Below are 17,063 nucleotides of genomic sequence, written 5' to 3'. Positions count from 1 at the left end.
CTTAGAAACGAAGCAAGGTGCTGCGTTGCGGTGTGAGCAACTGGTGAAGTTTTAAACTGAAACCCTGAAGCCAGTTTGTCGGCTGCGGGGGGAGCCAGCTTTCCAGCGACCGCTGGGGCTGCCATAACGACAATACAATAAGGCCCGAACACAGCATTCGTTCGAGCTGATTGCCTTTTTCGCTTTGGAGTATAGGAAAGCGAAATCGCCAGCGGCACGGCCACAGAAGCGGTACGCCTGCGGACGTCAGCATATCCGCCATGATATGGCTGAGATAGCCCACGATCATAGCATGGTAGACGTCGCCCGGAATGGGCCAACTCGCGGGGAGCTGAGTGTGGATAATGTATAGCCCGGCGATAATCGCCAACAGGCTATGGGTGAAGCCGCGATGTCCACACAGGCGCGCCACTGGAATCGATATCCACTTCAAGCGTTGGCCCAGTACCGACTTGGGGTGGTCGATATCCGGCAGCAGTGACGTCAACATAGCCGCAGGAATGATGTGCCACCAATCTCCGGCCGCAAGCGCGGGAGAAAGCTCTGCTTTTCTAGCGAAAATGGCGCAGGCAACAGCGAATAGAAGGTGGCCTTCGGCGGTCATGCGATATCTCAGGAGACTGTTATTTTATACAGTATAAAAGAATGTGACGAGAAGCGAAAGACGTGACGGCGTAACTCTTTGTGACAATAGGGATTGTTAGCAGGCGAGTTTGAGCAGAGGTACTGAGGCCTACGGAACAAAAAAGGACGTCGGAATGACAGGGAAATGCTATCCCCGTGGTGAAATCCACGGGGAAGAGACGTTATAGCGCCAGGTCGATGACAATACGGCCTTCAATCTTACCGGCATGCATACGTGCGAAAATGTCGTTGATGTTTTCTAACGGTTCAACGGCGATATTCGCTTTCACTTTGCCTTTGCTGGCGAAGTCCAGTGACTCCTGCAGGTCTTTACGCGTGCCCACGATGGAACCACGAACGGTAATGCCGTCCAGCACCATGTCGAAGATCGACAGGTCGAACTTGCCCGGAGGTAGACCGTTGAGAGCAATGGTGCCGCCGCGGCGGGCCATACCGATTGCCTGTTCGAACGCCTTCGGTGAGACCGCGGTGACCAGCACGCCGTGCGCGCCGCCGATTTCTTTTTTCAGATACGCAACCGGGTCGGTGTTTTTGGCGTTGACGGTGACGGTAGCGCCAAGACGTTTGGCGAACTCCAGCTTGCTGTCGTCGATATCGACGGCGGCAACGTTCAGGCCCATCGCTTTAGCGTACTGAACCGCCAGATGGCCCAGACCGCCGATACCGGAAATGACCACCCAGTCGCCCGGTTTGGTGTCGGTCATTTTAAGACCTTTATAGACCGTTACGCCTGCACAGAGAATCGGGGCGATTTCGTTGAACTCGACGTCGTCCGGCAGGATACCGACGTAGTCGGCATCGGCCAGGCAATATTCGGCGAAGCTGCCGTTAACGGAATATCCGGAGTTCTGCTGTTTTTCACACAGCGTTTCCCAACCGTCCAGACAGTAATCACAGTGTCCACAGGCGGAATACAGCCAGGGAACGCCCACACGATCGCCTTCTTTCAGGTGAGTGACGCCCGCGCCGATTTTAACCACGTGCCCGACACCTTCGTGACCTGGAATAAAAGGGGGATTGGGTTTAACCGGCCAGTCGCCTTCAACGGCGTGGAGATCGGTGTGGCATACGCCGGTTGCGGCAATTTTAACCAATATCTGACCCGGACCCACTTCCGGCACTGGCACTTGCTCGATAACCAGAGGCTGTCCAAAGGCTTTTGCGACTGCTGCTTTCATCATCATGAAACCATCTCCGTTGTATTGGTGGTATATCGACAGTAAGCGTAGCATATCGGTGAGATAAAAAATGTGAAAGAAGAAGCAAATTCATTCTCATTAACAGTTTGATATATATGTTAAAACCGTTTTGACGATGAAGATCACATTACTGCTTTTGTAAGGAAACGCCGGGTGCAGGAATGCTGGAGAGAAACGGAATGAGCGGGTGCTCCCGACTGACTGAGCACCGCAAGGTTGTTCAGGAAATATGGGCGGCGGTGAGCTGTTGCAACGACTCCAGTTTGACGTCAGCTAATGCCCAACGCGCGTCGTTGCGCATCTCTGCCGCCGGAACGACGATCGAGCGCATGCGGGCGGCCTTGGTCGCGATCATGCCGTTGACCGAATCTTCCAGGGTGACGCAGGAGAGTGGATTAACATCTAGCGCTTCTGCGGCGCGCAGATACACTTCGGGATGAGGTTTGCTGTAGGGGAGTAAGTCGGCGGACATTAGCGTGTCAAAGTAACCGCGCAGGTTAAACATCTCCAGTACCTGTTCCAGCATAAACAGCGGAGAGGCGGAGGCCAGACCGATCTTCAGGTTTTGACCGCGGCACAGCCGCAAAGCCTGCTCCACGCCCGGCAATAAAGGGCGTGTTTCTTCCACGCACTGAATGGTGCGATTGATGATGCGGGTGGTTACTTCTTCTTTGCTGGGGCCTTTCCAGGGAGAGTGCTGATACCAGAGCGCAACGACCATATCGATGCGCAGACCCAGCAGGTCCGGCATGCCGTCGGTCGATGACATGTCCACGCCCAATCTGCTGATGACTTCATGTATAGAACGCTCCCAGAACGGTTCGGAGTCAATCAGCAATCCGTCCATGTCAAAAATGGCCGCGTCAATGGGGTAAATAGCAGGCATAGGGTTGGGTTCCTGTGGCGGGGTAATCAAAAGAGCTGCAATTATAAACCAGTTATACGCTAAATCATTGCTTCAAAAGGCCATCCCGCAAGAAAACGTTGACTCATAAGAAACCTCAAGTACCCTGCTAACGAGTTTTTTGTGTCTACACTCTGTGTTATCTCGTTGAGATATTTAGGCTGCGTCACTCATCAAGGGGAACCTATGACGTATCAACAGGCAGGGCTCATCGCCGTGGTTAAACGTATCGCGGGATGGATCATCTTTATTCCGGCCGTGCTTTCAACGATCATTTCGCTGGCGAATGTCATTTATGATTTCACCGAGAGAAAGCAGGGGATTAATGGGGTGATTCAGGACTTTTTGCATCTGGTCGTGGAAGTGCTTCGCTTCAACACGCCGTTTTTCAATCTCTTCTGGTATAACTCGCCGGTGCCGGACTTTAACCGGGTATTCTCCTCTCCGAACATGATGTTCTGGCTGATTTATATCCTGATCTTTGTCGGGCTGGCGTTGCAGGTGTCCGGCGCACGTATTTCGCGGCAGGTGAAGCATATTCGTGAAGGCCTGGAAGATCAGATGATCCTGGAAAATGCCAAAGGTAATGACGGCAAAACCCGTAAAGAGTTGGAACATCGGGTCAAACTTCCTCGTAACACCGTTCTGCTGCAGTTTTTCCCGCTATATATTTTGCCGATTATCGTCGCTGCGATTGGCTATGTCGTGTTAAAAGTCATCGGCCTGATTGCCTGATGACGCAAATGGGAGTGGGCGAGCCCCACTCCGTCAATGGGAGTCAACGGAGTGCAACTGGGCATCGATCACCCGTTGAGCCGCGGCGATGAACTCCCCGCCGAAAAGATTAGCCCGATTGAGCAGAGTGTAGATCTGGTAAACCGGCTGCCGCTCTACAAACCCTTTTTCCAAGGGCCAGACGTTCTGGTAACCATCATAGACTTGCGGGGGCAGTTCCGGGTGGAGCGGGAGCATCGCCAGATCGCATTCCCGATCGCCCCAATAGCAGGCCGGGTCGAACAAATAGACGCCGCCGGCGCTGTTCCCCCAATTGTTGGACCACAAATCGCCATGCAGCAGCGAAGGCTGCGGTTGGTGGCCGGACAGTCTCTGTTCTGCGGCGGCGATTAACCTATCAATATCTCCGAAAGACATCCCTTTTTCTGCGGCCAGCTGTAGTTGCCAGCCGATACGCTGTTCGGCGAAAAAACTTGACCAGCGGCGTTGCCAGGCATTGGGTTGCGGGGTGGTGGAAAGGTCATTATCGAAGTCAAAACCGAACTGGAGTTGCTCGCTCCATTGGTGCAGGCGCGCCAACTGTTCGCCGAGACGCCATGCTCCGTGCGCATCCATGGGTTTAAATTCGATATATTGCATTAAAAGGAAGCTGACATCCCGATGGTTGCCAACGCCATACACCTGTGGAATGTGTACTGTTTCGCTGCGGGCGAGTAGCTCAAGCTGCTCTGCTTCCGCCCGAAATTTCGGCAACATATCCCGAGAGTCACTCTTAATAAAGACATCGTGCTTGCCATAACGGAGATACCATGCGGAATGAATCTCCCCGCCCGGCAGTTCCCTGCGATCCTTTAATTCTCCCGGCCCCAGGTGTTCTGCCAATAATTGACCGATCGAGTGCCACATAGAGAAACCTCCTGTTGGAATGATGCGATATATCGTTACGCTAGCGGTTTATGTCCCCTGAAATTCGTCACCGTCGCTACGGTTTGGGTATAAAAGCGCGGGTGATTAAAGAAACGGCACTGGCTTAACCATACCGCCAACCTTGATCGCTTGTCACGGTCGACGGTCTGAATTTGTGCGGTTTAATGCTGATGCGTGGGCGGTGAGACTTCAGTTGGTGATAACTCAGTGCGGCAGCAAATAAACATGCCTGAATAATGACGATGCAAGGACCGGTTGAGCCATCGATATAAAAGCTGAACAGCGTTTCGGACACGCACGATAAACGGACACCGTGGTGGTGAAGATAGTCAGTGACAACAGGCATAGCATTCCATAGAGCAGTCAGATTAGCGGCAGTCCTATCGTGCGGGCGTGGTTAGGATCAAAGCAGTACAACTGATGCTGATTTCTTGTGTATCGTTATCGAAATACGAAGGTGCCGGCTTTAATGTGAATCGATTCTGTCAAAGGTGAAATGACCGTGTAATGGAAGAAGAAGGAGAGGAAGTTGTATTTAAGACCAGGCATTTTTTAGTGCTTCTAGTCGCTGATATTTTAATGTTCAATCACATTTCATGCCATTTACCAATAATTAAAATTTAATTAATCAGGATGGTGGCGACCTGCCGTTAGGGTGCCATAATAATATTATCCAAGGTGAGGTTATCTCGCATATTCATTTTCGTCATCAAACTGTGCGCTAATAATGCTAGGTATTAGAAATAGATATGCGAATGAAGCAGAAAATAGACGAATCTGTGCGTTGTGCCGGGCATTGGTAAAAAATGGCTTGCCAAGGATCACAGAGTATGTGATAACGCATTTGGATGAAACGAGGTTCAGTTCTGTATATGAATGGCATTTTCCGTAAAGAAGTCTTGAGTACTAACGTTCACGTTGAATACCACTTCTCTGTCGATCCTTACTTTGGTGCCTCAAGCAGCAACGACTCAAGTTTATCTGTACAACGCTTTCGGGCGGTCTAGAACGTTTAAAGGAAATATTGAAATGGCAAAGATTAAAGGTCAGGTTAAGTGGTTCAACGAGTCTAAAGGTTTTGGCTTCATTACTCCGGCTGACGGCAGCAAAGATGTATTCGTACATTTCTCTGCAATTCAGGGTAATGGCTTCAAAACTCTGGCTGAAGGCCAGAACGTTGAGTTTGAAATTCAGGATGGTCAGAAAGGTCCTTCAGCAGTAAACGTGACTGCACTGTAATTTACACATTCTGCGTAATAAAACCCGCCTCGATGCGGGTTTTTTGTTTTTGTCGTCAGCCGAAGTATGCAACAAAAAGGTAACAAAATGTCGTCTGCGCCGTATCAATGCCCCCTGTGCCATCAGCCCCTTCAACCAGAACCCTCCCGCTGGACTTGTGGACAACACCATTTTGATCGCGCGAAAGAAGGGTATGTCAACCTCCTACCGGTGCAGTTCAAGCGCTCAAAACAGCCCGGAGACAACGCGGAGATGATGAAGGCCCGCCGCGCCTTCCTGGATGCGGGCCATTATTCGCCTCTACGCCATCATCTTTGTGAGGCGCTGATGAGACGACTGTCGGGGCAAGTTGAATCGGTACTGGATATTGGCTGTGGCGAAGGGTATTACACCGATGCATTGTCATCGTGTTTGGCCGATATCGGCGTACAGGTTTTTGGCTTGGATGTCTCAAAAGTCGCGATCCAACGCGCTGCTCGCCGCTATCGTCAGGTGAATTTTTGTGTTGCATCCAGTCAGCGTCTGCCGTTCAACGCGGACTCATTAGATGCAGCGTTGAAGATTTACGCCCCGTGTAACGATAAAGAGCTGGGGCGCGTCGTGAAGTCGGGTGGATTGGTGATGACGGTCTCTCCCGGACCACGGCATTTATATCAGTTGAAAGAGCGCATTTATCGAGATGTAAAACTGCATCTGACGAAGGAAGAAATGCTGGAGGGATTTGAGCTGGAAGACACCACGACGCTTCGCTATACCCTGTCGCTGACAGGAGAGGAAGCGGCGGCACTGCTGCAAATGACGCCTTTTGCGTGGAAGGCGACGTCGGAAGTGATGACGTCATTAACTACAGAATCATTGTTTGAATGTGAAACTGATTTTCTGATTCGAACGCACCGCAAATCGTAGCGGCAATGGATAGGCAGGCGAGCGTAAGAACCACGCCACCTGCCTCGTTAATCAGGCCAGACTGAACAGATGGCTGTAGAGAATATTACAGCCGATACCAATCAACACCACGCCTCCCACAATTTCGGCCTTTTTGCCGAGCAATGGTCCGACGTATCGGCCAATCATCATTCCGAAGGTCACCATAATCATGGTCGCGCATCCAATCACCATTGCAGTGTGAACGATATTGACCTGCAAGAAAGCGAGTCCCACGCCTATCGCCATGGCGTCGAGACTGGTGGCGATAGCGGTGCAGACTAACGTGAAGAGACCGTGCTTGCGGATTTTTACAGATTGAGACGACGTGCCTTCACCCTTGAATCCTTCGACAATCATGCGTGCGCCGAGGATAAACAGCAGGCTGAAAGCGACCCAGTGATCCCATTCGATGATGAAGCGACTGGCGTAAAAGCCGAGGCCCCAACCGATCAAAGGCGTAATGGCTTCTATGAGACCGAAAATGAGTCCGGTGCGGATGGCTTCGCTGAAGCGAGGCTTGTGTAAGGCGGCGCCTTTACCGATTGAAGCGGCGAAAGCATCCATAGACATGCCAAAGGCAAGAACTAACGTTGCGGATAGATTCATTGTAAATAGCCTCGGCGGGGCGTTTCTCCATATCACGCTATCTATCCCCCAACCAGATAATAGATCGCGTGCATATGGTCTCGCCTGCCTGTCTGGCCGTTCGCACCACGTTTTTTAGAAAAACGAGCATGTTGACACGAACAATCCTGATAAAAAAGAGTCAGGAATTGGCTACTCCCCAAATGACCGCGCAACCTTAACATATTATTTCCGGGATAAACAACACTAAACATATTGAGGAAAATAAATGCAACTGATAATTATTTTCACCTTTGACATCTGTGAAACAATTTAGATAAATGACAGCATAAACCGCAGGGATTATAACCGGAAAACATGGTGCTGATTATTTTTCAGTCATTCCTCATTGGTCTAAACGTTTTCAATTCATTGATTTTCAATCAAAAAATGGTATATTTTTTCCAGGTCATCTAATTCTCTGACGCTGATTTTCAACGATTTTTTCTCTAGAGAAATAAACAGAGTACCGTCTTCAGATAACATGATGTTTTTTATTCTCCTATAAAAAATAAAGATATTCTCATGAAAGAAACCTTGCGGTTTAAATAACAGTTTGGGATATCTAATGAAGGAAAGATAAATAACCATTAATATCAGCGAGAACAGTAATACAGTTGTTAATGTGCTCCCGTAACTCGTGACGTTTTTATATATTAAAATTCCAATTAACCCGATATAAATCAACGCATCTAAATGGCTACGGCGGCGTAATAAAATTCGCAGGCGCGTAGGGCCTTTGCAGCGGTCCATTATAAATTCATCATATATGGCATAAATGAGGGTGAGGGCGATACAGAGGATGATGACGATATCGGTGAAACTCATGAGGACTCCATAAATAGGCCGGGGACAGCGGCAACCATCCCCGGCTGGACAGCGTCACAGACCCAGAAGACCAATCCAGTAACCGAAGATGCCGATCGCGAAGAACCCCATGATCAGCCAAAGCGCATTCACCTTGCGGCGAAGCAGCCACATACAGCCGAAAGTCAGCAGCAGCGGCACCAAGCCCGGCATCAACTGATCCAGAATGGATTGCACGGTCGTGACCGTGATCTTCCCATCCTGACCGGTCACGCGTGACACGACCAAAGGGATGTTAACGTGCGTCCATTTGTTCACCAACGCCCCCATGACGAACAGACCGAGAATCGACGCACCCTCCGTCATTTTTTGCAGGAAGCCGCCACCCATATCGCTAACGATGTCCGCGCCTTTTTTGTAACCGTAGGCGACGCCATAGTAGCGCACCAGCAGACGTACCAGATTAAAGAGCACGAAGAACAGGATCGGGCCGAGCAGGCTCCCCGTCATGGCAATCCCGGCGCCAAGTGCGGCGAATACCGGGCGGGCGGTTCCCCAAAAAATAGGATCGCCGACGCCGGCCAGCGGTCCCATCAGTCCGACTTTAAGGCCGTTGATGGCGCCATCGTCGATGGGGGCGCCGTTTGCCCGCTGTTCTTCCATCGCCATCGTCACACCCAGAATTGGGGCGGCGGCGAAAGGATGGGTATTAAAAAACTCCAGGTGACGCTTGATGGCCTGCTTGCGTTCATCCGTATTTTCTGGGTACAAGCGGCGGATGACGGGCACCATCGAGAAACAAAAGCCGAGCGCCTGCATACGTTCGAAGTTCCACGATCCCTGAAACAGGTTAGAGCGAATAAACACGCCCCGTATGTCGCTGGCAGTGAGTTTTTTTACTTGGGTTGAATCAGTCATAATTTCACTCCTGTTAATCCAGTTCGTTATCGAGATCGTTATTGCCTTGGGTGGGAGCCGCCGCGCCTTGAATCTTGTTGTATTTCGGGCTGAGCTGGATATACAGCACGGCCATCACGATGCCAATCACCCCCAGCGCCACCAGGTTGAAGTTGGTGAAGGCCGCAGTGACGAAACCGAGATAGAAGAAAGGCATCAGATAGCCGGCGCGCATCATGTTGATTACCATCGCGTAACCAACCACGACAATCATGCCGCCCGCGATATTCAGGCCGTTGGTCACGACGTCCGGTATAGAGGAAAGCAGGGTATGCACCACTTCGGTCCCGACGGAAATCGCGACGAGTACGGACGGGACAGCGATACGCATGGCCTGCAACAGCAGAGCGGAGATGTGGAGCCAACTGATGGCCGACAGGTTGCCGCGCTCGGCCGCGCTGTCCGCCGCATGCTGGAAAGCCACGGTAATGGTACGCACGATAATCGTCAGCACCTGACCGGCCGCCGCCAGTGGGATAGCCAGCGCGATTCCGGCGCCGACGCTCTGTCCGCCAGCAATAACCAGAATGGTGGAAATGATGGAAGCCAGGGCGGCATCGGGCGCCACGGCGGCCCCGATATTCATCCAGCCCAAGGCAATCATTTCCAATGTCCCGCCGATAATAATACCGGTCTTAATATCGCCGAGAACAAAACCAATTAAGGTACAGGCGACCAAAGGACGGTGAAACTGGAACTCATCAAGAATGGAACCCATCCCTGAGATACAAGCTACGATAAATATCAGCACAATCTGAAGCGTGGTGATCTCCATTGTACTTCTCCTGTATGAATAGCGTTCTGAGTCTTTAAATCGTTACGCATCACTATTTCGGGTATATTAGCGAGCCGCCTTATTGATTAAATCCATCATATTGATCTTGCTATCGCTGGAAACTTTACGGACCTCCAATTCAATACCGCGCTCAGCCAGCTTGCGGAATGCCTCAATATCTTTTTCATCTATGGATACGGCGTTATTGACCTGTATTTTTCCTTGTCGGTAGGCCATGCCGCCAATATTGACCGACGGCAAATCCACACCGGCTTCCACCAGCGTTTCGACATCGGTCGGATTGGTAAACAGCAGCATGACGCGGTCGCCCGCGTATTTGGGGTTGTTGTAGACACGAATCGCTTTTGCGACATCCACCACATGTGCGCTTACTCCGGGAGGCGCCACCTGCGTCAACAACGTTTTGCGCACATTGTCCGCAGCAACTTCATTGCTGACGACGATAATGCGGTTGACGTTGGTCTCTTTAGTCCAGCGGGTAGCTACCTGACCATGAATCAACCGGTCGTCGATGCGCGCCAGACCGATTTTCATGTGGCCGCCGGGGCCAGGGGCGGCTACGGGCGCGGCGGATGGTTTCGCTGCGGGTTTAGCTGGGGCAGCATCCACCGTTTTAAGCGCCTTGACGCCCGCGCGGCCCGCTTCGAGTGCGATAGCCACCAAATTGGCAAAGTCCGGGTCATCGTCACGTGCCATAAAGGTTTCGACCAGCATGGGGATGTTGGCGCCGGTGACCACGTCATGGTTGTTTTTATCCGTCACCAGACGGCTGGCTGCGTTGAAAGGGCTTCCTCCCCAGGTATCGACCAGGAAAATAACGCCCTGAGCCGTATCCAGCTCGCTGAGTTTGGTCTCGTATTTTTCCAACAGCGTTTCTGCGTTTTCACCGGGAACAAAATCAATCCAGCCGACATTGTCCTGCTTTCCCAGGATCATTTCAGCCGTATTGAGCAGGGGCCCGGCAGTGGCACCGTGAGTGCATAAGACAATTGCGATACTCACTTGCTACCTCCTCGTTTAACACCCTTTATCAGGTGTGCTGTGTACAGAGAGTGCAGGGAAACGCATCTCAATGAATGGTTTCCCGTCTTGTTGACAATAGTTCAAAAATGCTTTTCTTAGTCTGCTTCACTAGGAAAGCGGATCCGGCCTGGAACGTACTGTGAATCGATTCAAACTGTTCGGAAGTGTCTTGCCCAGCCGTGAATTATTTTATGTTGCGAAAAAATAAAAAGTGTGACGCTGCTCCCCAATTCTTGGGGGCAGAATGCGATCTGTTATTCGAATACTTAAAAGTGTGGCCTTGTTATCAATATTGACGAAGAAGGTACGTCTATAGAAAACTTTGTTAAAACCAGAAACAACCTGCTAAAGTTAACTTTCTTACAATGAAAGAGGAGTTACAGGCGAACGCCTTTCCTATGGACCGTCATCGAAGATTCATTTCTATTACACCGGCTGCGGCAGGTGATAGGTACTTCTTAACTGGCCATTCTGGCCCACATCAGCCTCAAGCCGATCGTGCACACATCTCAACCTTATTCAAAAACGCTGTGGCATTAATGTCATTAGCTGGTTCATTTTTTCGGAGTCTGACATGGAATTTTTGCTAGATCCTTCAATCTGGGCAGGCTTACTGACGTTGGTGGTACTCGAAATTGTTCTGGGCATCGATAACCTGGTATTTATTGCTATTTTGGCGGATAAACTCCCGCCAAAACAGCGTGACAAGGCTCGAATCATCGGCCTGTCGCTCGCATTGTTGATGCGTCTGGGGCTGCTTTCGTTGATTTCCTGGATGGTGACGCTGACGCGTCCGCTGTTCCACGTCGGCGAGTTTAGCTTCGCCGGCCGAGACCTGATCCTGCTTGCCGGGGGGATATTCCTTCTCTTCAAGGCGACGATGGAGCTGCACGAGCGGCTGGAAAACCGTCCGCACGATCCCAATGCCAGCCGTGAACACGCAAATTTCTGGGCTGTCGTGATTCAGATCGTGATTCTGGATGCGGTGTTCTCGCTCGATGCAGTGATAACCGCCGTCGGTATGGTCAACCACCTGGGTATCATGATGACCGCGGTGATCATCGCCATGGGGGTGATGCTGCTGGCGTCGAAACCGCTGACGCGCTTCGTAAACGAACACCCCACGGTAGTCGTGCTGTGCCTGAGCTTCCTGCTAATGATCGGGCTTAGCCTGGTGGCCGAAGGCTTTGGTTTCCATATTCCCAAGGGATACCTCTACGCAGCGATTGGCTTCTCCATCATCATCGAACTGTTCAATCAAATTGCGCGTCACAACTTCGCCAAGCACCAGTCGCATCGCCCTATGCGTGAGCGTACTGCCGAAGCGATTTTGCGGCTAATGGGCGCACGGGCAAAAAACCGCGAACAGGATGATGAAAAAGAACCTCAGCAGCACATCGAAGAGACGTTCGCCGAGGAAGAGCGCTATATGATCAGCGGCGTTTTGACGCTGGCCTCGCGTTCACTGCGCAGCGTCATGACGCCGCGGACCGAAATTTCCTGGGTCGATAGCGAACGCTCCACGGAAGAGATCCGCATTCAACTGCTGGATACGCCGCATAGCCTCTTTCCTGTCTGCCGTGGGGATCTGGATGAGCTGGTGGGCGTCGTGCGCGCGAAGGATCTGCTGGTAGCGCTGGAAGAGGGACGGGATGTGGAAACCTTCGCCGCCGTGACATCGCCCATCGTGGTGCCGGAAACGTTGGATGTCATCAATTTGCTGCCGGTATTGCGACGTGCAAAAGGCAGCCTGGTGATGGTGACCAACGAATTTGGCGTCGTGCAGGGTCTGGTTACGCCGCTGGACGTGCTGGAAGCGATTGCCGGTGAATTCCCCGACGAGGATGAAACGCCAGAGATTGTCGCCGATGCTACCGGCTGGCTGGTGAAGGGCAGCACCGATTTACATTCGCTGCAGCAGGCGTTGGACATGCAAGATCTGGTGGACCCGAAAGAGGATTACACCTCGCTCGCCGGACTGCTGCTGGCGCACAGCAATGAGTTCCCGCATATCGGGGAAGTGCTGGAGTTCAGCCACCTAAGATTTACCATTATGGCGGCCAGCGAATACCGTATCGAACTGGTACATATTGAGCGCATTGTCGACCAGCAGGCTCAGGACGAAGAAGCGTAAATCGCTTTGCTATCGGTGCTATCGGCTGTGCGCGTTCGCGCACAGCCTTTTATATTCAGCGCCGTTTAATCACATTGGACTTTGATCGCCAACCCGCCACGTGATGTTTCCCGATATTTTGCATTCATATCCTTACCCGTTTCATACATCGTTTCGATCACTTTATCTAATGACACGCGAGGCTCGGACGTACGCCGCATCGCCATACGCGACGCATTGATCGCTTTAACGGCCGCAATCGCATTGCGCTCAATACAGGGCACCTGTACCTGACCGGCGACGGGATCGCAGGTCAGACCCAGATTGTGCTCCATTCCAATTTCCGCCGCGACGCAGACCTGTTCAGGGCTGCCGCCCAGCAGTTCGGTCAGACCGGCGGCGGCCATCGAACAGGCTACGCCCACTTCGCCCTGACAGCCGACTTCTGCTCCCGAAATAGAGGCATTCATTTTGTACAGAATACCGATAGCCCCCGTCGTCATGAAATAGGGCAGGAACACCTGCGTACCGACGGGCTCGATGAAGCGATCGTAATAGGCCAGTACGGCGGGAACGATACCGCAGGCCCCGTTGGTCGGCGCCGTCACGACGCGACCGCCTGCCGCATTTTCTTCATTGACGGCCAGAGCAAACATATTGACCCAGTCCACGACGGACATGGGATCGCGGGTCAGGGCATCGGTCGACATGAGCATGCGTCGCAGCGCGGCGGCACGGCGAGGTACGCGCAACGGCCCGGGTAACAGTCCTTCGGTATTAAGACCGCGGTCGATGCACTGGCTCATGGCGCGCCAAACAGCCGCGAAATAGTCATCGATCTCGGCCTGCGGGCGAATAGCGCGCTCATTACGTAACATCAGCGCGGAGATGGACAGACCGTTGGCTTTACACAATGCGAGCAGCTGTTGTGCCGAATGATACGGATAGGGCACTTCCACGGGGGTGATGACGGGCTGGCTAAAGTGAGCCTCGTCGATGATAAATCCGCCGCCGATAGAGTAATAAGTCTGGCGGTAAATCAACGCAGCGCCCGCGTATGCGCTTAGCGTCATGCCATTTTCATGCAACGGCAGGTTGTCCGAGTGGAACGTCAGGCCGTCGGCCTGGGAAAACGTCACTTCATGCCGCCCGTTCAGCGGCAAACGCTGGTGGAGGACGACATCCTGAATGAACGTAGGAATGGCATCGATATCTACGGTGTCCGGTTGATTGCCGGCGAGCCCCAGCATGATCGCGATATCCGTGTGGTGGCCTTTGCCGGTCAGCGCCAGCGACCCATAAACATCAACCTTTACGCTATCAACGTTGGCGAGAAGACCGGCCTGTTCTAATTCATCGACGAACTGCTTACCGGCCTTCATCGGTCCAATAGTATGAGAACTGGAAGGGCCGATGCCGATCTTGTACATGTCGAAAACGCTTATCACGTACCACTCCTTCAAACGTCTATCGAACGCCTTTGTCAGGCGGCTAAATATGGGCGCTATTGTAGTGGCAATACATGGTCTGAAGGCGTCTTTTCGCATGAAATAAATTTATTTAACTCCGCAATGAAGAGCACAAAAATCTAATGTCGGACAGGGCAAGACAGCGGGATGTGCAGCGGCTGTGCGAGTTATCCAGATAAAAAGCAGTCATTACGTAAAGTAGGGCCAAGACGATACGCTTCGCGGAAAAACGCGCAGTGCAGCTGCGGCCGCACTGGCCCTCGATCGAAGTAAATAGGGGAGGATGGGGCAAAAATAAGAAAAGCGCGTCGATAATTTAAGGTGCCGCGACCTGCAATGCTAACTGGCGGATAATCGTCGCGGTCAGCCCCAGACCCACTGATGCTGATAGCTGCGGAGATAAACGCGATGTCGACGGTGCTCGCGCTCGAATTCCAGAGAGTGGTAACGATGCAAGGCGAAGGCTTCCCGCAACGGCATCTCGAACAAGGCGGCCACTTCGTCCGCCTGCGCCGTCAGCGTGATATCGGGGGGCAACAGGCCGACGACCGGCGTGACTTGAAAACCGCTAATGCTGTCCTGAGAGGGTAGCGTACCTAGCACTTGAACGCGGGACGTCGGGATCGCGACCTCTTCATACGCTTCCCTCAACGCGGTGGCGATCAGGGAACGATCTTCCCGGTCGGCCGCGCCGCCGGGAAAGGCTACCTGGCCCGCATGCGTGCGAAGATTCGCTGCGCGGCGGGTTAGCAGCAGCGTGGGTTCGTGACGGCGTATAATCGGCACCAGCACGGCGGCCTGCCGCTGATAGCGGCTGGGCGGCGTCTCTTCCGGTGCTTGCAACTGAAAGCGGGTGATGAACTGCGCCAGATTGAAAGACGGCACGGTCTCTGCGGCCGCCGAATGGTTTTGCAGGATGAAGTGTGTCACGCCGCTCCTCGCCGAAGAGTCATTAAGAGTGGGACGCCAGCAACGGCAGAATACGTCCGACCTTATCGAAGGTTTCCTGATATTCCGCCTGCTCTTCGCTGTCCGCGACAATCCCGCCGCCGGCCCAGCAGTAAATCGAACCCCGGTCGGTGACGAGCGTGCGGATGGTGATATTGGTATCCATCGTGCCGCAGACGCTTAGGTAACCGATGCTGCCGCAATAAGCGGTCCTGCGCTGAGGCTCCAGCTCTTCAATGATCTCCATCGCCCGGACTTTTGGCGCGCCGGTAATCGAGCCGCCGGGGAAACAGGCCCGCAGCAGATCGGCCGCATGCAGCTCCACGGGCAGTTGGGCCTCAATGGTGCTCACCAGGTGGTGAACCGCCGGAAACGGTTCTACCACAAACAATTCCGGCACGCTCACGCTGCCGGGCAAGGCCACGCGGCCTATATCGTTGCGCAGCAGATCGACGATCATCAGGTTTTCCGCCCGATCTTTGGTGGACTCCGCCAAACGCTCCGCTTGCCTGGCGTCGTCAGCGGCATCGGGTAGCCGGGGCAGCGTGCCTTTAATCGGGCGAGTCTGAATATGACGGTCGTTCAGCCATAAAAAACGCTCGGGCGACACGCTGATGACCGTGTTATGCGGCAGCCGGATAAAGGCCGAAAAGGGCGCGCGATTGCTGGCGGAAAGACGCAGGAACGCCTGCCACTCGCTGCCTGCATAGCGGGCCTGAAAGCGTTGCGCCAGATTGACCTGATAGCAGTCGCCTGCGTGCAGATAATCCTGAACCTGACGAAACTTGGCACCGTACTCCTCTCGTGACATGTTGGCCTGCCATTCGGAAGTCAGCGTAAAGGCGTCGTTAGACGTATTCCGCTGCGCTTTCAGCCACGCCAAACGCGGCGCCGGGTCGCCCCGTGTGATCAGCGTCAGCCTGTGCTGATGATGGTCGGCAACCAGCGCCCAGTCATACAGGCCTACGGCCATATCGGGGATATCAATATCCTGCGCGGCCCGCGACGGCAGGCGTTCCACGCGTCGGCCCAGATCGTAGCCGAACAGTCCCAGCGCGCCGCCCTGAAACGGCAGATCCGGCGAGGGCGCTGCGGCCAGACCTAATCGTTCCACCTGCTGTTGCAGCAGCTCGAATGGATCTGCCGGTGAAACCCGAACCTTGCCATCTTCGGTTATCTCTGTGGTATCGCCACGGGTCTGTAATGTGACGCGCGGATCGGCGACCAGGATATCGAACCGATTATGAGTATGTTCAGCGGTGCCGGAGTGCAGCAGCATCGCCCAGGGCTGCTCGGAGAGCGAGGCGAATTGGGTTAACAAAGCGTCCGGTTGATAAGGCAGAGCATGGTAGACTAACGACATTGGCATATAGATTTTCGGGCGATCTCATACGGGTAGTGACCGGAATTATACCTGTCGCACAGGCACGAAGGCATCATAAAATGCAAGCGTACCACACGCGTGAGAAGCGCGACGTCTATGATGCCGGGACGATCCCGCCAGATTCAGGAGATAACAATGTTTGCAGGTATTCCGTCGCTCACGCATGAACAGCAGCAGCAGGCCGTAGAAGAAATCCACCGCTTGATTTCAGAAGGGATGAGCAGCGGCGAAGCTATCACCCGCGTGGCGCAGGCACTCCGCCAGGAACATCAGGGAGAGCGCGTTGTCGCGCGTTTTGAAGATGACGAGGAGGATGAATCGCAGTAAGCGCCGCCATTGATCTCTCCGCTCTGGGGAATAACGCCT

The 17,063-nt window shown here is 53.1% G+C and carries 17 protein-coding genes and 2 pseudogenes; 6 read left to right on the top strand and 13 right to left on the bottom strand.

Annotated elements, in window-relative coordinates:
* Position 1 precedes the first annotated feature (1 nt).
* From I6N93_RS08470 to hxpB, 3 genes are all read right to left on the bottom strand, one after another.
* Complete coding sequence (locus I6N93_RS08470; RefSeq protein ID WP_085687450.1) at positions 2-604, bottom strand: metal-dependent hydrolase; 603 nt, start codon at positions 602-604, stop codon at positions 2-4.
* 202 nt (positions 605-806) lie between these two features.
* Positions 807-1,823 carry an alcohol dehydrogenase AdhP gene (adhP, locus tag I6N93_RS08465; RefSeq protein ID WP_176222544.1) on the bottom strand — a complete coding sequence of 339 codons (1,017 nt, stop codon included), beginning with the start codon at positions 1,821-1,823 and terminating at the stop codon, positions 807-809.
* Between the two features lie 241 nt (positions 1,824-2,064).
* Positions 2,065-2,730: a hexitol phosphatase HxpB gene (hxpB, locus tag I6N93_RS08460; protein WP_085687454.1), complete on the bottom strand. Its 666-nt coding sequence runs from the start codon at positions 2,728-2,730 to the stop codon at positions 2,065-2,067.
* 204 nt (positions 2,731-2,934) lie between these two features.
* Here hxpB and I6N93_RS08455 point away from each other — a divergent pair, with 204 nt between their 5' ends.
* A complete protein-coding gene (locus I6N93_RS08455) occupies positions 2,935-3,483 on the top strand; it encodes a YniB family protein (RefSeq protein ID WP_085687456.1) in 549 nt (182 codons plus the stop codon).
* 33 nt (positions 3,484-3,516) lie between these two features.
* On the opposite strand, the gene I6N93_RS08450 is transcribed toward I6N93_RS08455, so the two are convergent.
* Entirely contained in the window at positions 3,517-4,389 is an 873-nt protein-coding gene (locus I6N93_RS08450; RefSeq protein ID WP_085687458.1) for a fructosamine kinase family protein, read from the bottom strand.
* A 124-nt stretch (positions 4,390-4,513) separates the two neighbouring features.
* A pseudogene (locus I6N93_RS08445) lies at positions 4,514-4,842 on the bottom strand (metal ABC transporter permease); the annotation flags it as partial.
* A 440-nt stretch (positions 4,843-5,282) separates the two neighbouring features.
* Between I6N93_RS08445 and I6N93_RS08440 the strand changes: the two are divergent.
* The 3 genes from I6N93_RS08440 (at position 5,283) to rlmA (ending at position 6,555) form a co-directional block, all read left to right on the top strand.
* On the top strand, positions 5,283-5,417 hold the full coding sequence (locus I6N93_RS08440) for a DUF2627 domain-containing protein (RefSeq protein WP_085687546.1): 135 nt from the start codon (positions 5,283-5,285) through the stop codon (positions 5,415-5,417).
* A gap of 22 nt (positions 5,418-5,439) precedes the next feature.
* Complete coding sequence (cspE, locus tag I6N93_RS08435) at positions 5,440-5,649, top strand: transcription antiterminator/RNA stability regulator CspE (protein ID WP_005968829.1); 210 nt, start codon at positions 5,440-5,442, stop codon at positions 5,647-5,649.
* A gap of 66 nt (positions 5,650-5,715) precedes the next feature.
* A complete protein-coding gene (rlmA, locus tag I6N93_RS08430; RefSeq protein ID WP_232099970.1) occupies positions 5,716-6,555 on the top strand; it encodes a 23S rRNA (guanine(745)-N(1))-methyltransferase in 840 nt (279 codons plus the stop codon).
* A gap of 51 nt (positions 6,556-6,606) precedes the next feature.
* Here rlmA and mntP read toward each other — a convergent pair whose 3' ends face one another.
* The 5 genes from mntP to manX form a co-directional block, all read right to left on the bottom strand.
* Complete coding sequence (gene mntP, locus I6N93_RS08425; RefSeq protein WP_085687461.1) at positions 6,607-7,182, bottom strand: manganese efflux pump MntP; 576 nt, start codon at positions 7,180-7,182, stop codon at positions 6,607-6,609.
* A gap of 387 nt (positions 7,183-7,569) precedes the next feature.
* Positions 7,570-8,028: a DUF986 family protein gene (locus I6N93_RS08420; protein WP_085687463.1), complete on the bottom strand. Its 459-nt coding sequence runs from the start codon at positions 8,026-8,028 to the stop codon at positions 7,570-7,572.
* A gap of 54 nt (positions 8,029-8,082) precedes the next feature.
* On the bottom strand, positions 8,083-8,925 hold the full coding sequence (locus I6N93_RS08415) for a PTS mannose transporter subunit IID (protein WP_085687465.1): 843 nt from the start codon (positions 8,923-8,925) through the stop codon (positions 8,083-8,085).
* Between the two features lie 13 nt (positions 8,926-8,938).
* Entirely contained in the window at positions 8,939-9,739 is an 801-nt protein-coding gene (locus I6N93_RS08410) for a PTS mannose/fructose/sorbose transporter subunit IIC (protein WP_085687467.1), read from the bottom strand.
* Positions 9,740-9,805: 66 nt separating this feature from the next.
* Positions 9,806-10,762 (bottom strand): PTS mannose transporter subunit IIAB, encoded by a 957-nt coding sequence (manX, locus tag I6N93_RS08405; RefSeq protein WP_085687469.1) that lies wholly within the window; start codon positions 10,760-10,762, stop codon positions 9,806-9,808.
* Positions 10,763-11,357: 595 nt separating this feature from the next.
* Here manX and I6N93_RS08400 point away from each other — a divergent pair.
* Positions 11,358-12,917 (top strand): TerC family protein, encoded by a 1,560-nt coding sequence (locus I6N93_RS08400; protein ID WP_085687471.1) that lies wholly within the window; start codon positions 11,358-11,360, stop codon positions 12,915-12,917.
* 65 nt (positions 12,918-12,982) lie between these two features.
* On the opposite strand, the gene I6N93_RS08395 is transcribed toward I6N93_RS08400, so the two are convergent.
* From I6N93_RS08395 to pabB, 3 genes and pseudogenes are all read right to left on the bottom strand, one after another.
* The gene (locus I6N93_RS08395; protein ID WP_085687473.1) at positions 12,983-14,344 is read right to left on the bottom strand and encodes an L-serine ammonia-lyase; all 1,362 of its coding nucleotides are present in this window, start codon (positions 14,342-14,344) and stop codon (positions 12,983-12,985) included.
* Positions 14,345-14,681: 337 nt separating this feature from the next.
* Positions 14,682-15,280 (bottom strand): annotated as a pseudogene (locus I6N93_RS08390) (CoA pyrophosphatase).
* A 37-nt stretch (positions 15,281-15,317) separates the two neighbouring features.
* A complete protein-coding gene (gene pabB, locus I6N93_RS08385) occupies positions 15,318-16,682 on the bottom strand; it encodes an aminodeoxychorismate synthase component 1 (RefSeq protein WP_085687475.1) in 1,365 nt (454 codons plus the stop codon).
* Between the two features lie 150 nt (positions 16,683-16,832).
* Here pabB and I6N93_RS08380 point away from each other — a divergent pair, with 150 nt between their 5' ends.
* Positions 16,833-17,024, top strand: coding sequence for a YoaH family protein (locus I6N93_RS08380; RefSeq protein WP_085687477.1), 192 nt, complete (start codon positions 16,833-16,835; stop codon positions 17,022-17,024).
* Positions 17,025-17,063 lie beyond the last annotated feature (39 nt).

The organism is Lonsdalea populi, from assembly GCF_015999465.1.
GTDB lineage: Bacteria > Pseudomonadota > Gammaproteobacteria > Enterobacterales > Enterobacteriaceae > Lonsdalea > Lonsdalea populi.
This window is presented reverse-complemented; position numbering and strand designations above follow the sequence as displayed.